Genomic DNA, 14,130 nt, shown 5'->3' with positions numbered 1-14,130 from the left:
TTTTGGCTTTAAAATCAATGAATGCGTTTGCTGAAGCCCGCAAAAAAGCGAGCTAGAGCAGGAATTAAGATCAAAGCGCCCAACATATTCCAAATAAACATGAAGGTTAACAAGATCCCCATATCTGCCTGGAACTTGATGGGCGAGAAAATCCATGTTGCGACACCAATTGCCAACGTCAGACCTGTAAAGCCAACAGCTTTACCTGTGGTATCGAGGGCATATTTGTAGCAATCATCTAAGTGCATTCCCTGCGCAAGGCCTTCTTTCATCTTGGTATAAATATAGATGCCATAATCGACCCCGATTCCGACTCCTAAAGCGATAACAGGCAAGGTAGCAACTTTCACCCCGATACCCAGCGTCGCCATCAAACCTTGACCCATTATGGTTGTTAACGCCAACGGCAACACAATACAAGCCACCGTGCGCAGACTACGGAACGTGATGTAAACCAACACAATAACGACGCCATAAACCCACAGCAGCATCTTGTATTGCGCATCTTCAATCACTGAGTTCGTTGCAGATTCAATGCCTGAGTTACCCGCAGCCATGAGCAATTCAAGCCCTTCCTGTTGGTAATTAGCATTGAAAGTATCAACGGCACTGACCACAGTTTTCAGCGTTTCTGCTTTATGGTCGTTAAGATAAATAATAATTGGCGCCATCGAGCAATCTGGGTTGATTAAGCCCGGCGGTGTGCGCCCAGTATTGGCATTGAGCACATACTGGTTACGATTAAGACTGAACCACTTCAAATTACCTTCATTCAACGCATATGAGCCCATTTTGGCAACATAGACCACCGATTTCACATCTTGCACACCTGCTGTGTTTTCCATGTGCCAACTGAACCGGTCCATGACTTCGAGGTTCTCATAGGCAATACATTGTGACGGTTCTGTTGCTGCCATCACCACGAAAATATCCGTACTGGAGCTATAATTATCGACGATAAACTTGTTGTCGAGGTTGTAACGGCTGTCCGGACGTAATTCGGGTGCTCCCGCATCGAGGTCACCAATCTTCAGCTGCTGACCTTGTACCAACCCCCAGGTCAAACCGATTAGAGCGACGACCAGCGCACTGTACGCCCATTTCGGTTCCGAAAAGCGCTCAAACAAGGTCAGTACTGGATGATCCTGATTACGAACGCTCTCACTGTACTGGCGTCCGCGTTCGGAAATACCTGTGTAGGACATCAAAATAGGTAACAAACCTAGATTGGTTAACACCACCACAGCAACGCCAATACTCGCCGCTATCGCCAGCTCTTGAATCACCGCAATATCAATCACCATTAAGGTGGTAAAACCGATAGCATCAGAAATGAGAGCGGTAAGACCAGCAATATACAACGCCCGGAATGCAAGTCGGGATGACATCATCCGATCATGGCCGTCGACACGGTTAGCGCTCATAGCATTAATAATTTGCACGCCATGACTGACACCTATCGCAAACACTAAAAACGGCACAAGCATCGAATAGGGGTTGATACCACTACCAATTAATTTGATGATCCCCAGCTGCCAAACGACCGCGATAATCGAACAACTAAGCACCGCAAACGAGCTACGCCAGCAACGACTGTAGGCAAACAACATGACCAGCGTAATCACAATCGCGAGAAGGAAAAACAACCCTACTTGCATCGCACCTTCGATCAGATCGCCGATGATTTTCGCAAAACCTGTGATGTGAATTTTGACGTTTTCGGTCTGATATTTATCCCGAATTTGCGTTTCCAACTCTTCGGAAAATGCCTGGTAATTAAGCGGTTCACCGGTATCTGGATTGACCTCGTTCAAAGGTACATAAATTAACGCTGACTTAAAGTTGTTAGCGACCAGATTCCCAACTTCTCCTGAGCGCAACACGTTAGTTCGCAATTGCTCGAGCGACTGCTGTGATGCATCCCATTGATCAGGTATCACCGGACCGCCGACAAAACCTTCTTCGGTGACTTCACTCCAGCGTACGTTGGGTGTCCAAATACTTTTTAAACCAGCCCTATCAACACCTGGAATAAAAAACACCTCATCGGTGATTTGCTGCAGGGTCTTTTGAAAGTCAGCGGTAAAAATAGTGTCATCAGTGGTCTCGACCGCGATCCGCACCACATTACCTAAACTCGCCAAATCATCGCGGTACTCAAAATAGTTTTGAATGAAAGGATGACTCGTGGGAATCATTTTTATTAAACTGGCTTCTGGTCGCACTTGACTCGCATGCCAGCCTAAAAATACCGTAAGCACAGCAAAGAGAAGGACCCAAAGCGGACGGAAATTAAAAATCAAACGCTCGAGAAAAACGCTTTTATCTGTAGTTTTTTTCACTTGTTGTTCAGACATTGCAATGCTATTCCTTCTCGGTTAACGCACGACTCGGCATCGACAACACGCCGCGTTGCCCTACAAACGTCAAATCACCATTACCATCAATAACTAAGTCAGTTAGTGCAGCACCACTGTCATGGGTATGCTCGACTAACTTACCGTTTTCTGACAAATACGCCACCACGCCGGCATTGCCAACGAAGTACAAGCCATTATCTGGCGCATCAATGGCGGCGTTAATATTGACGGGGTCCTCGAGTTTCAACTGAGTAAATGAATCACCTTTATCTTCACTCATAAAAATATTGCCACGCAAACCATACACCCAGAGTCGTTCTAATTGATCGACGTACATACCGAAGAAAGAACCATAATACGGAGATTCCAAGGTTTCCCAGGTTGCGCCGCGATCATCGCTACGAAACAGCAACCCCGACTCACCAGCAAGAAAAACGAAATCCCCTAAATTCTGTATCGCATTCAGGTGAAACGCATCAGGATTTTCGACGCGGTCATCAAGAATCTGCCAAGACTCACCGGCATCATCAGTGTATAAGAGCGCACCGTAGGCACCGCTAACTAACACTTCATTTTCAGACAGTGCTAAAACATCAAGAAACGGTTTGGTGGGCCCTTCTTCTTTAGCAAAGTTGGCATTATCAAGTCTAAACAAGGCATCATCTAACAAAAATTCCAGCTCAGCTTCACGCTCAGGCACGAGGTCAGCACTAGCAAGTTCAGCCTCAAGCTCAGCAACTCGTTGTTTATAATAACTTAGCTGTAACTCGATATAGTCGAAGCCATCGAGCTGACGCTGCCAAGTCTGTCCGCCGTCAATGGTCCGTAAAATTACGCCATGATGGCCAGCAGCCCAACCGATAGTGTCGTTTGCGAAGTCGACACTGGTAAGAAATACACTGGTTGGCACGGCTGCTTGTTGCCAAGTTTCGCTACCTTGTTCGCGAGTTATCACAACGCCGTAATCGCCCACCGCAACTTCTCGCTCGGCGGTCGTTGCTATTTCTGTCAACACCGCTGATGTTGCCTCAGGTGCAATCATCGCCGGTGCGTAGATAACGTCATAGTCGTCTACCGGCGCTTCTTGCGCTGCAGCAGCCAAGCTAAACGCCAGAGCCACTGCGCTTGCACAGACTCTAGTTCTAATCATGGAACCCTCTTGCAATTTTTCTGTCTTAGAATTGTTATGTTTACTGTTGCAAATTTTTCTTAAGCCGTACATGCTATGGATAAATTTGTACAGGTCAAACCAGCTGCTACCTTACCGTGAGATGTTCCCAAACGCTAGTACCCGCTGGGCAATTAATTTAGACTCTTATTACTATAGCTTTCGATGAATAAGTTTAGTAAAAGTACATACTATAAAAGTACATAGAACAAACAAGGATATCCAACCATGAATAAAATGATGCTGAAGGCTGGGGTTTTTGCGCTATCTGTTATTTCAGCAAGCGTGATGGCTAAAGCCACCCCAGAAGAAGTCGCCCGCTTAGGTAATGATTTGACACCAGTTGGTGCCGAAATGGCAGGCAATGCTGACGGCTCCATTCCAGCATGGACCGGTGGCTACAGTGTGAAAGCTGATGGTGACGCTCCAGTGCGTCCAGCCGATCCCTTTGCTGATGATGAGATCCTTTTTACCATCACCAAAGCTAACCTTGCTGAACACAAAGACATGCTTTCAGCAGGTCAGGTTGCGATGTTCAATAAATACCCAGATTACAAAATGAACATTTACCCGACTCACCGCTCGGCTGCCTACCCTCAGGAAGTTTACGACGTAATTAAAGAAAACGCCGAGAACGCTGAGCTGGTAGCTGGTGGTAACGGTCTGGAAAACTTTAAAATGCACATTCCGTTCCCAATTCCGGCCAACGGTAATGAAATTATCTGGAACCACATTACCCGTTATCGCGGGGGCGCTGTACAGCGCTTGGTGAACCAATTCCCAGTGCTTGAAGACGGTAACTTCGTTCCGGTATTACTGCGTGAATCGTTGGTTTTCCCAGAATATATGGAAAGTGGTCGTGAAACGGCCGATGACAATATCTTGTTTTACTTCTTACAAGAAGTTCTTGCTCCGGCACGGCAAACAGGTACCGTATTGTTAGTACATGAAACCATCAACCAGGTTAAAGAAGGTCGCCGTGCGTGGCTTTATAATGCGGGCCAACGTCGTGTGCGTCGTGCACCTAACGTAGCTTATGATGGTCCGGGTACAGCGTCTGACGGTCTACGTACTTCTGACGGCCTTGACATGTTCAACGGTGCGCCTAACAAGTACAACTGGGAGCTAGTTGGTAAGCGAGAAATGTATATCCCTTACAACAACTACAAACTCATGGATACCAGCTTAGATTACGAAGACATCATCAATCCTGGTCACATGGATCAAGACTTGGTGCGCTATGAGAAACACCGTGTATGGGAAGTTAAAGCGACTTTAAAGGATGGCGAGCGTCACATTTATCAAACGCGTCACATGTTTATTGACGAAGATACCTGGACGGCCAGCGTCATCGACCATTACGATAACCGTGGCGAACTATGGCGTGTGGCTGAAGCTTACAACACCCAGTTCTATTACCACGATACGCCCTGGATGGCTGCTGAAGCCTTATACGACTTAAACTCGAGTCGTTACATCTTGCTTGGTCTGGCTAACGAAGAATCTTCGTACATGGACTTCGATATTCAGCCTCAGCGTAGTGATTTCAGTACTTCGGCATTACGCCGTATGGGTATTCGTTAAAAAACACCCAAAGCGTTAATGGATAACCGTTATTGGTTAATAAAAACCCCGCATCAGCGGGGTTTTTTGTGGTGGAAAGACAGGTAGCCCGTAGTTCTACTGCGGGGGAAACCCGCCCACACCGAGATAGCTGAAAAGACAGGTAGCCCGTAGTTCTACTACGGGGGAAACCCGCCCACACCGAGATAGCTGGTAATTCAACCCGTAGTAGAACTACGGGCTACTTTTCTAAGCGGGCTAGCAGGCTGGAAGTGTCCCAACGGCTGCCACCCATTTGTTGCACTTCGGCGTAAAATTGATCGACTAGCGCTGTTAGTGGCATGCTCAGTCCGTTTCGATCAGCTTCTGCCAACGCAATTTTTAGATCTTTACGCATCCAGTCAACCGCGAAGCCATGTTTGTATTCACCTTCCCACATGGTCTTGTAACGATTCTGCATCTGCCATGAGCCTGCCGCGCCCTGACTGATAGCACGAATTAAAGTATCCGCGTCCAAACCGACCTTACGCGCTAACTGCAAACCTTCAGCTAAACCTTGAACGACACCAGCTATACATATCTGATTGACCATTTTTGCGAGTTGACCATGCCCGGCAGGCCCCATGTATTCACGTGTTTTGCAATAACATTCAAGTAGTGGCTGTGCTTCATTATAGGCTTCTTTATCGCCACCAATCATAGCGGTTAGTACGCCGTTAATTGCGCCCTGTTCACCACCTGATACCGGTGCATCCAAAAATACAGCAATGCGCTGATGAACCTCTTCAGCGAGTTCCCGGGCAAGTTCAGCTGAGGCCGTGGTATGATCAATGACAATGGTATTTTCACTAATACTAGTCAGCAAACCTTCAGCACCGTAAAACACACTGCGCACATCATCGTCGTTGCCGACACAGACGAGCACGACATCGGCATCGAGCACTGCCTCACGAGGCGTGTCGGCCATGCTTCCGCCGAACTCTTCAACCCATTGCTTAGCTTTCACCGCGGTACGGTTGTACACCGTCGTGGTAAAACCTTTGCTTTGTAGATGACCAGCCATGGGATAACCCATGACTCCAAGTCCAATAAAGGCACATTTCATAATAGAATTCCTCGTTTATCTTGTGCTAATAGGCCGACGCACGGTTAAACCGCCGACACAAATTTCTACATCTACCGGACCGCACAAATCAACACTATCGCCATCCAGTTCAAGTTGGTTTACTGAATCACCAAGGGTTACTTTGGTGGCTTCACTAAAGCTTATCATCGGGCTTCGTTGGGGCTGCTTTCGCAGCAACCAATAAAGCGCGTTGAATTGCCGCCAGCGTGGACGTTGCGGCACCCGCAACAGACCAAGTTGTGGCTGCGTCAACTTGGCGTCAGGGTACACTACAATACCGCCACCTATCGTCCGATTTACAGTAGCAACCTGAAACTCATCGTAACCGACCGAGCCATCGTCATGGGTAACGGCAATTTTACACCGGCGCTTGGGTAACCAAAACACATAACGACACAAGGCCCACAGGTAACTGTAACGCCCTAGCCAACGTTTGCTGAGTGGTCCTTGTAACTGTTGCAATGCCACGCTGATACCGCAACCTGCGTGATTAATAAAATAATACTCGCCTAGCTTACCCACCGAGCGTTTAATCAGCTCACCCTCGGATTGCAACCGCCAACGCCAGTCAGTAATAGTTAATGCCGAAGCTAAGTCATTGCCCGTGCCGCTTGGTACCACACTCAACTCAAGCTTACTGTTGGTGGCAACCTGAGCAACAATATTGACGCTACCATCACCACCGATGACAATACATTCGAGTTCATCATAATGGGCATGATTATCTTGCCATTCATGCAGTTGTTGAATATCAACCTTGCGATCGGCCTGGCTCGCGAGCAGTTGGATCTGGCTAGCACCGTAATCGTGATTTAACTGCCGTTGATAAACCTCCGCATAACTGCGCGCGCGCGCCGAGCTCGACTTATAGTAAATCGCAATAGCTTTAGTCGGCATGGCGAATTTGCCAGTGTTGATAACGCCCCAGAGCCGCAAATGGCTCGGTTTGATTGTGCAGCAGTTCTAGCCGAAGCAACTGTTCAAAACGCTCAGCATCGCGTGGATCTCGTAAGTAATCGTGGAAACACCGCACTCCTGTTCGCTGCGTGACTTCAAGCTTATGCTGGTTTAACCAAGTGACCATTTGCGCCGGCGCAATCGGCTGCTGGGGGCTCATGCGTACGCGCTTTTTGACCTGTAAGTCCGCGCCAACATAATCAAAATTACCAAACACCATATTCGCCATGAGCTTGGCATCCCGATTATAAAACATCAGCGATAAGCAGCCGTCGTGGTTCAGTAATTGTTTGAGTACCGGCAATGCCAAAGCGGGCTCCGCCAGCCATTCCAGTACAGCGTGGCACAACACTACATCGAACTGTTGTCCAGCTAAACGTTCCGGCAACTCCTGTAATGGCGCAGCTAAATACGAGTACTGCTCAGCTAAACCCGCCTGTTGATGAGCACGTTGTGCTTTCGTCACCATGTCATTGGCAATATCGGTGTGGATAACATGATGTCCATGACGAGCAAAATGCTGGGATAACTGGCCGATACCACCACCAACATCGAGCACCGTGAGTGATTGAGTGCTAGTAAACAAGGGAGCTAAATCACGCTCAAGCACAGCTAGACGAATCTTGCCTTTCGCCGTTGCGTAAATATTTTTGGCGAATTTATCGGTCAGCCCAGCAAAGCTTTGATCGATTGGTGGTTTGCTCATAGTCACCTTATGCCGGGCTATCGACATCAATAAATTGATGATCTAAGCCAAATTTTTCCGCCAGATGTTCACCCAGCGCCTGAATTCCATAACGTTCTGTAGCGTGATGCCCAGCAGCAAAAAACGCAATACCCTGTTCCCGTGCACTGTGCACCGTTGGCTCGGAAACCTCTCCGGTAATAAATAGATCACAACCCGCTTGTGCTGCAGCATCAATAAAGCCTTGCCCGCCGCCGGTGCACCAGGCAACACGTCGTATTTTTTGCTGCGGCTCATGCACGGCACAGACTAACGCGCGTCCTAGCCGTGTTTCGAGATGTAACGCGACCTGCTCGGCGGTTTCATCATGCAAAAGTTCGCTAAACATCACCACTCCTTCAGGCTCAACTTCAGTTAGAGCTGACGGCTCAGGCCAATCCATCACTCGCGCAAGTTGCGCGTTATTACCAAGTCGCGGATGTACATCGAGCGGCAAGTGATACGCAAACAAATTAAGATTGTTGCGCAATAAGGTTTGCAGACGACGCTTTTTCATACCTTTAACCGGCTGTGGTTCTCCTTTCCAGAAGTAACCGTGATGCACCAAAATCGCATCAGCATCGACTAAGATCGCGCGTTCCAGCAATTGCTGACAGGCAGTCACTCCAGTAACGATCTTTTGAATCTGATCACGTCCTTCAACTTGCAACCCATTTGGGCAATAATCACGAATTCCATCAACAGCCAAAAACTGCTGTAAATAAGCTTCTAATTGTTCACGTTCCACGAGTTTCACCCCTTGTTCTAACATTTTGCGTCGAATAATAGACATAGTGCGCAAAAAACGGTATAAAAATGGAGAACTTTTACTCAATATGCAAAGGATTTATCCATGAGCAAACTTGATAAAGACCAGGTCATCGCTGATTTTACTGCAGCTTACAAAAAGGCTCACGGTAAAAAACCAACTATCGAAGCAAGTAGCGGTTGGTACAGTGTTGATGGTGGCAAAAATATGCGTTTAGCACAACTCGCTGAGGAAGCTAAAACGCTAGGTGGAAGCAGTAAGCCTGCGGCTAAATCCGCAAGCAAACCGGCTGCGAAAACCGAGAAAAAACCAACTGCAAAAGCTGCAAAGAAACCTGCAGCCAAGAAACCTGCTGCCAAGAAATCGCCAGCAAAAAAACTCGCTGCGGAAAAATCTATAGCGAAAAAGTCTGCGACTTCGGGTGGTTTAACAGCCCGCGAACTTTGGCGCGAGAAGCTAGAACAAGGCAGTTCTTTATCGCGTTTACCGCGAGGTTTCTAAGGTCATTGCATTGCACTAAAAAAAGCAGCTCATTGAGCTGCTTTTTTATTTCCAGTGAGTTATTTTTACCTTCATTTTTTACCTATGTAGAGCGTGATCTCCCCAACATTAACACCGTACTTGTACATTTGTGTCCGGTTAATCATATTGTTTTCGTCAACCAAATAAAGCCAATCATCTAACTTAACTGCGAAAGGTTCGCCATCTAACTCTATATTCAGTACGTAGCTCCAATTCAGTACGTTGCCAGCGACTTTTCCGTAAGCCACGCCTTCTACATCACTCGCACGCCCCTCGTATTGATCGGGAGCGCTTTTGGTTAAGTACCAGATACGTTTTTGCTCGCTGCCGTCGGCATAATAAAAGGTTTCATCAAGAACACCTTCATTACCTTCCCAACTTCCCGTCAACTCAACCCGGAAACGCTGTATTACCTCACCGCTATAATCTTGCACCATGCCATACGCAACAAGTTCACCGTCAAAAAACTCTTCTAATTTAAGCTGCGGCTCTGCGTCACGGTAGGTATCGAGTGAGGTAGAGCACCCGACTAGCGTAAACATGACCAAAGCAAGGGTTGCTGCTATTCGTTTTTTCATTTTATTGCTCCAATAAGCTCGTTCCGTTCGCGCTTGAACCTTGAATCAGGACTTAACCAAATCGCCAGGAAATCGTCAGTAAACTCGCCAGACGCAACAATACCGAGTTGTCCTTCAGCGTTAAAAAACTCACTGTGCCCCTGCTCGGTTTCGACCAACATCAAGCAGTCACCTTTTTGCACGTCTGGCCACAATTCATTGAGCTTATTCAGCCAATCTTCATGTTCAGGTGTCATAGAGATACCAAGATTTTGCCATTCTTCCTTGGTGGTTTCGACCAGGTCAGCAGCTTTAATCTCACGTAAATAACTTAATCGCAGCGCGCGGCGATCATAATTTTTGTAGTTACCTGTATCGGTCAACAGCTCGGCATCGTAAACATCCCAAAACCAAACGCTTAAACGCGTGCTGCCCACGGTTTCGAACGACGTTGCAACAGTTGGAGTACAGTTTGCTGCCGCAGCCACTGTGCTAGTAAATGCGGTCAGTAGCGCCAACCCCAATAAACTTAATCTAACCATCTGATTGCTCCTTGGCTGTCGCAAGTGCCGTTGCGTTACGTTGCATCAGAAATGCAAAGATAACCATGTAAATTGCCCACAGCAGACCATAGGTGACCCACATCAAGTATTCATCTACTAATAACTCTGCCGCGCCTAAACGACTACCAATAGCATAGGTTAAAGGTCCCGAGGCCACTCCCACGAGGGCAGCAAGTATATAGCGTCCCGACAACCAATCCAGGGTTGTGGTCACCATTGCCGCAAAGCCCAACCACAAGGCGATGAGCCACAAGGGCAACCAACCACCGGTAAAATCGAGAATACCGAGGGCAATCACCGTGCTTTCCAACACCAACCCCAGCACCAGCAATTGCACATACAAAAGCCAGTTAAAGCCTTGTCGGGTGCTACTCAAGTAAATTTGCACCGCAACAATGGGTAAGGCCATAGGCAGCCACTCGCTGCGCCCGGCAACAGTACTGAACCACACCAGATCGAACCACACTAATCCGGCCAGCCGCCGCACATTATCTTTCGCCAGCCAGCCTGTCACAGTTAACGACATGCGGGTTTGCTGGCAACAAGTTGAACTGCAGAAACGCTACGTTCAAGAAAGCCACCTTCACAGTAGCAAAGGTAAAAATTCCATAACCGCCCGAACCGTGCATCGTAACCTTGTTTTTGCAACTGCGGATGTGCCTGATTAAAACGCTCACGCCAGTCGCGCAACGTATAAGCATAATCAAAGCCGATATCCTGTAATTGGCGTACCACCATATCGGTATGTTTGGTGAACATTTCCGTAATCATTGTCAGCGATGGCAAAAATCCACCAGGGAAAATATGCTGCTGAATAAAATCGACTGAATTCGCATAGCTGCGCATACGTTGATCAGCAATAGTGATCGCCTGCAACGCCATTTTTCCTTCCGGTTTTAACAGGCGGCTGCAGGTTTGAAAATAGGTCGCCATGTACTGACGACCAACAGCTTCGATCATTTCAACCGAAACAAGTTTGTCATACTGACCATCAAGATCCCGGTAGTCTTGCTGTAATACCGTAATTTTATCCGCTAAGCCTGCTGCGGCTACCTGTTGCTTGGCGTACTGGTATTGCTCAGTCGAGATGGTCGTTGTGGTTACCTTACAACCGTAATGCTTAGCTGCATACACTGCTAAACCACCCCAACCAGTGCCAATTTCAATCAAATGATCGCTCGCTTGCAATTCAAGTCCGTCACATAAGCACTTGAGTTTGTGCTGCTGAGCTTCAGTCAAAGTGCTATCAGCCGTTGGATAAACCGCACTGGAATATTGCATGGCAGGGTCTAAAAACCCCTGGTACAACTCGTTGCCCAAATCATAATGCGCAGAAATATTTTCTTTCGCTTGTTGTTTGTTATTGCGTCGCCGCCAGTGTTGAAATTTCTGCCACGGCAATAATAACCAGCTAAATTTTGCTTCGAATGCATCAAGCGCTGACAAATTACGCGCAAATAGCTGGATAACTTTGGTTAAGTCAGGAGTTTCCCATGATTCGTCAATAAAAGTTTCCCCGGATGCAATGCTTCCGCCAAGCAATAAACGGCGATAAAAGCTCGGTTTAAGAACGTTAATTTCGGCTTTCAAATCACTTTGCTCACGGCCAAAATGACCAAGCACTTCGCCTTGCTCACGTAAGGTGACATAACCGTCTTCTAACTCGCTCAATAACCGCAACACGGCGCGCCGTGCCCACTTATCGGTGGTGGTTCCTTGCTTCATGGTAACTAGCACTGTTTCTGTATTCATCGGCTCCCCAAACCCTTCCGCTTTCATTGTTATGGATGGTTGTAAATAGGTGTTCGTTTCAGCCACAACCGCAGTGCTTGCCAATAGACTGCCGCTACGGTAGTTACTGTATTTATCGGATATCTCAATAATACGCTGCGAATCGTTAGACGGTTCAATTCTTGTCGTTGTAATTTTAGGGTGGCGGTAAAATGCCGCTCACCTTTACGCGCAGCCAAATGGATTGAGCTTTGATGGTTAGCGCGCATTTGAGGTGGCTTGATTTGCCACTCATAACGCATATCTAAGGGGTTGAATGGTGACACGTGAAAAGCTTTGTCATGAGCAAGCTCTTGGTTGAGGTCGAGCAAGTAATAATGGCGTTCATTCCAGGGCGTATTGCTGACTTCAGCAAGCATGTGACTGTAGTTTTGTTGACCAGGCGTCTGCAAAAAATAACAGTTAATGGGACTAAAATAGAGTCCAAAGGTGCGCACATTACCCAGCAAAAATACCCGTCCTTGCAGACGTTTGTGCGCCAGTGCCGTCATTTTCTCGCGCACCGCGGTTGCTAAATCACCGTGAGTGCCACGCAGATAATCCTGGCGTCGGAACCATAATGGAGCAAACCCACGGGTCGAGAGCAGCTTGCTTTGCTGGTGTAATTGCTCAAGCTCATCGAGGGCAATCCACCACTGCGCAGTGGCATAATCAAACTGGTGTTGCGTCGGTTGTAGACGCCGATGGAACACACGTCCACGTAAAATAGCACTATTCAGCATGCCACTTAACTCCAAGTCGCCGCACGACATCAAGAGCACTGCGCACCCCGTCTTCATGAAAGCCGTTGTACCAATAGGCACCACAATAATGCGTATGTTGCTGCCCACAAATCGTTTCACGTTTAGCACGCGCCTGCATCGATGCCAAGCTGTACACCGGATGTGCGTAGGTAAAGCGTCTTAAAATGCGCTCAGGATGAATCGCATCGGTATTATTTAAGGTTACACAGAAGGTTTCGGGTGCTTGAATACCTTGCAAAATATTCATGTTATAGGTTACCGAACTGGGTCGTTGTCGCGCGTCATAGCTACTATGCAATAAATAATTCCAACTCGCCCAAGCACGACGTTCGCGTGGCAATAAGCGGATGTCGGTATGTAACACTACATCGTTATCCTGGTAAGGAATGGCCCCAAGCACCTGTTGTTCTGCTGCGCTAGGTTGGGCTAACAGTACTAACGCTTGATCACTGTGACTGGCAATTATTACTTCATCAAAATCGCGCATCTCACCTGACGAAAACTCTAAGGTTACAGCACCATCACGGCCTTCCAAGCGACGGTGCACAGTCTTAATATCTGCGCTCACATGAACGCTATCAGCGCGGATTAAATCGCCAATAAGCGGCTCGATATAGGCCGACGACCCGCCACAAATAGTCGCCCATTGTGGGCGATCAGCAACATTCAACAAACCGTGGTTTTCGAAAAAACGAAGAAAGAAATCCAGCGGAAAATCAGCGGCTTCGTCGATACTGGCAGACCAAATGGCTGCAACCATGGGTAACAAATAGTAATCTGCCACAGCTTTAGGCAAATTTTGTTCGCGCAAAAAATCGCCGAGGGTCTGATTTACAGGACGCTCTAATCGCTCGTGAGCTGCTTTGGCACTCTTATTAAACTTCAATATGCCATTGATTAAGCGATAAAACGACGGACTAAACAGGTTGCTTCGTTGCGCAAATAAAGTGTTTATCGAATTGCCATTGTACTCGAGGCCAGAGGCTGGGTCGCGCACGCTGAAACTCATTTCGGTATCACGCCAGGCCACCCCAACCTTGTTCATTAGCGCACGGAAATTGGGATAGGTGCGATCGTTAAACACGATAAAACCAGTGTCAATGGCGAAGGTGATGCCCTGCACTTCAACGTCCACCGTACGCGTGTGACCGCCAATATACTCATTCTTTTCGTACAGCTGCACATCATGCTGGTCATTTAAAAAATGGGCACAGGTCATGCCTGAAATGCCACTACCGATTACTGCTATTCTCATCGATTTATCCTACTCATTTCCAACTTAAGGCG

At 47.5% G+C, this 14,130-nt stretch carries 14 protein-coding genes; 2 read left to right on the top strand and 12 right to left on the bottom strand.

Going from position 1 to position 14,130, the window contains the following annotated elements; all coding sequences use genetic code 11:
• Positions 1-14: 14 nt before the first annotated feature.
• A complete protein-coding gene (locus ACQ5ES_RS01835) occupies positions 15-2,357 on the bottom strand; it encodes an efflux RND transporter permease subunit (protein ID WP_445014260.1) in 2,343 nt (780 codons plus the stop codon).
• Positions 2,358-2,364: 7 nt separating this feature from the next.
• The gene (locus tag ACQ5ES_RS01830; protein WP_445014259.1) at positions 2,365-3,510 is read right to left on the bottom strand and encodes a WD40/YVTN/BNR-like repeat-containing protein; all 1,146 of its coding nucleotides are present in this window, start codon (positions 3,508-3,510) and stop codon (positions 2,365-2,367) included.
• A 246-nt stretch (positions 3,511-3,756) separates the two neighbouring features.
• Here ACQ5ES_RS01830 and ACQ5ES_RS01825 point away from each other — a divergent pair, with 246 nt between their 5' ends.
• On the top strand, positions 3,757-5,112 hold the full coding sequence (locus tag ACQ5ES_RS01825) for a DUF1329 domain-containing protein (protein WP_445014258.1): 1,356 nt from the start codon (positions 3,757-3,759) through the stop codon (positions 5,110-5,112).
• Between the two features lie 220 nt (positions 5,113-5,332).
• Here the strand turns inward: ACQ5ES_RS01825 and ACQ5ES_RS01820 are convergent, their stop codons facing one another.
• The 4 genes from ACQ5ES_RS01820 to ACQ5ES_RS01805 are packed head-to-tail and all read right to left on the bottom strand — an operon-like array spanning position 5,333 to position 8,670.
• Positions 5,333-6,196, bottom strand: a complete 864-nt coding sequence (locus ACQ5ES_RS01820; RefSeq protein ID WP_445014257.1) for an NAD(P)-dependent oxidoreductase — start codon at positions 6,194-6,196, stop codon at positions 5,333-5,335.
• A gap of 15 nt (positions 6,197-6,211) precedes the next feature.
• Positions 6,212-7,114 (bottom strand): diacylglycerol/lipid kinase family protein, encoded by a 903-nt coding sequence (locus tag ACQ5ES_RS01815; RefSeq protein ID WP_445014256.1) that lies wholly within the window; start codon positions 7,112-7,114, stop codon positions 6,212-6,214.
• Positions 7,104-7,880, bottom strand: coding sequence for a methyltransferase domain-containing protein (locus ACQ5ES_RS01810; protein WP_445014255.1), 777 nt, complete (start codon positions 7,878-7,880; stop codon positions 7,104-7,106). The genes ACQ5ES_RS01815 and ACQ5ES_RS01810 overlap by 11 nt, the downstream gene beginning before the upstream one ends.
• A gap of 7 nt (positions 7,881-7,887) precedes the next feature.
• Positions 7,888-8,670: a Nif3-like dinuclear metal center hexameric protein gene (locus ACQ5ES_RS01805; protein ID WP_445015356.1), complete on the bottom strand. Its 783-nt coding sequence runs from the start codon at positions 8,668-8,670 to the stop codon at positions 7,888-7,890.
• An 81-nt stretch (positions 8,671-8,751) separates the two neighbouring features.
• Here ACQ5ES_RS01805 and ACQ5ES_RS01800 point away from each other — a divergent pair, with 81 nt between their 5' ends.
• Positions 8,752-9,168 carry a hypothetical protein gene (locus ACQ5ES_RS01800; protein WP_445014254.1) on the top strand — a complete coding sequence of 139 codons (417 nt, stop codon included), beginning with the start codon at positions 8,752-8,754 and terminating at the stop codon, positions 9,166-9,168.
• Between the two features lie 71 nt (positions 9,169-9,239).
• Here ACQ5ES_RS01800 and ACQ5ES_RS01795 read toward each other — a convergent pair whose 3' ends face one another.
• Genes ACQ5ES_RS01795 through ACQ5ES_RS01770 form a run of 6 tightly spaced genes read right to left on the bottom strand, consistent with a single transcriptional unit; the run spans position 9,240 to position 14,098 of the window.
• Positions 9,240-9,767: a DUF3833 domain-containing protein gene (locus ACQ5ES_RS01795; RefSeq protein WP_445014253.1), complete on the bottom strand. Its 528-nt coding sequence runs from the start codon at positions 9,765-9,767 to the stop codon at positions 9,240-9,242.
• Positions 9,764-10,288, bottom strand: a complete 525-nt coding sequence (locus tag ACQ5ES_RS01790; RefSeq protein ID WP_445014252.1) for a chalcone isomerase family protein — start codon at positions 10,286-10,288, stop codon at positions 9,764-9,766. The genes ACQ5ES_RS01795 and ACQ5ES_RS01790 overlap by 4 nt, the downstream gene beginning before the upstream one ends.
• Positions 10,281-10,835 carry a DUF2878 domain-containing protein gene (locus tag ACQ5ES_RS01785; RefSeq protein WP_445014251.1) on the bottom strand — a complete coding sequence of 185 codons (555 nt, stop codon included), beginning with the start codon at positions 10,833-10,835 and terminating at the stop codon, positions 10,281-10,283. The genes ACQ5ES_RS01790 and ACQ5ES_RS01785 overlap by 8 nt, the downstream gene beginning before the upstream one ends.
• Positions 10,826-12,061, bottom strand: a complete 1,236-nt coding sequence (locus ACQ5ES_RS01780) for a class I SAM-dependent methyltransferase (protein WP_445014250.1) — start codon at positions 12,059-12,061, stop codon at positions 10,826-10,828. Before ACQ5ES_RS01780 ends, ACQ5ES_RS01785 begins: the two co-directional genes overlap by 10 nt.
• A 29-nt stretch (positions 12,062-12,090) precedes the next feature.
• The gene (locus tag ACQ5ES_RS01775) at positions 12,091-12,822 is read right to left on the bottom strand and encodes a DUF1365 domain-containing protein (RefSeq protein ID WP_445014249.1); all 732 of its coding nucleotides are present in this window, start codon (positions 12,820-12,822) and stop codon (positions 12,091-12,093) included.
• Positions 12,812-14,098 carry an NAD(P)/FAD-dependent oxidoreductase gene (locus tag ACQ5ES_RS01770; RefSeq protein ID WP_445014248.1) on the bottom strand — a complete coding sequence of 429 codons (1,287 nt, stop codon included), beginning with the start codon at positions 14,096-14,098 and terminating at the stop codon, positions 12,812-12,814. Before ACQ5ES_RS01770 ends, ACQ5ES_RS01775 begins: the two co-directional genes overlap by 11 nt.
• Positions 14,099-14,130 lie beyond the last annotated feature (32 nt).

Source organism: Pseudidiomarina xizangensis (assembly GCF_052541995.1).
Note: the sequence above shows the minus strand (reverse complement) of the source record. Positions and strands in the feature narration are given on the sequence as shown.

What these genes read in the sequence shown, in the direction of transcription:
- ACQ5ES_RS01835 (WP_445014260.1), bottom strand. Translation starts at nt 2,357, where the DNA reads ATGTCTGAACAACAAGTGAAAAAAACTACAGATAAAAGCGTTTTTCTC.
- ACQ5ES_RS01830 (WP_445014259.1), bottom strand. Translation starts at nt 3,510, where the DNA reads ATGATTAGAACTAGAGTCTGTGCAAGCGCAGTGGCTCTGGCGTTTAGC.
- ACQ5ES_RS01825 (WP_445014258.1), top strand. Translation starts at nt 3,757, where the DNA reads ATGAATAAAATGATGCTGAAGGCTGGGGTTTTTGCGCTATCTGTTATT.
- ACQ5ES_RS01820 (WP_445014257.1), bottom strand. Translation starts at nt 6,196, where the DNA reads ATGAAATGTGCCTTTATTGGACTTGGAGTCATGGGTTATCCCATGGCT.
- ACQ5ES_RS01815 (WP_445014256.1), bottom strand. Translation starts at nt 7,114, where the DNA reads ATGCCGACTAAAGCTATTGCGATTTACTATAAGTCGAGCTCGGCGCGC.
- ACQ5ES_RS01810 (WP_445014255.1), bottom strand. Translation starts at nt 7,880, where the DNA reads ATGAGCAAACCACCAATCGATCAAAGCTTTGCTGGGCTGACCGATAAA.
- ACQ5ES_RS01805 (WP_445015356.1), bottom strand. Translation starts at nt 8,670, where the DNA reads ATGTTAGAACAAGGGGTGAAACTCGTGGAACGTGAACAATTAGAAGCT.
- ACQ5ES_RS01800 (WP_445014254.1), top strand. Translation starts at nt 8,752, where the DNA reads ATGAGCAAACTTGATAAAGACCAGGTCATCGCTGATTTTACTGCAGCT.
- ACQ5ES_RS01795 (WP_445014253.1), bottom strand. Translation starts at nt 9,767, where the DNA reads ATGAAAAAACGAATAGCAGCAACCCTTGCTTTGGTCATGTTTACGCTA.
- ACQ5ES_RS01790 (WP_445014252.1), bottom strand. Translation starts at nt 10,288, where the DNA reads ATGGTTAGATTAAGTTTATTGGGGTTGGCGCTACTGACCGCATTTACT.
- ACQ5ES_RS01785 (WP_445014251.1), bottom strand. Translation starts at nt 10,835, where the DNA reads ATGTCGTTAACTGTGACAGGCTGGCTGGCGAAAGATAATGTGCGGCGG.
- ACQ5ES_RS01780 (WP_445014250.1), bottom strand. Translation starts at nt 12,061, where the DNA reads ATGAATACAGAAACAGTGCTAGTTACCATGAAGCAAGGAACCACCACC.
- ACQ5ES_RS01775 (WP_445014249.1), bottom strand. Translation starts at nt 12,822, where the DNA reads ATGCTGAATAGTGCTATTTTACGTGGACGTGTGTTCCATCGGCGTCTA.
- ACQ5ES_RS01770 (WP_445014248.1), bottom strand. Translation starts at nt 14,098, where the DNA reads ATGAGAATAGCAGTAATCGGTAGTGGCATTTCAGGCATGACCTGTGCC.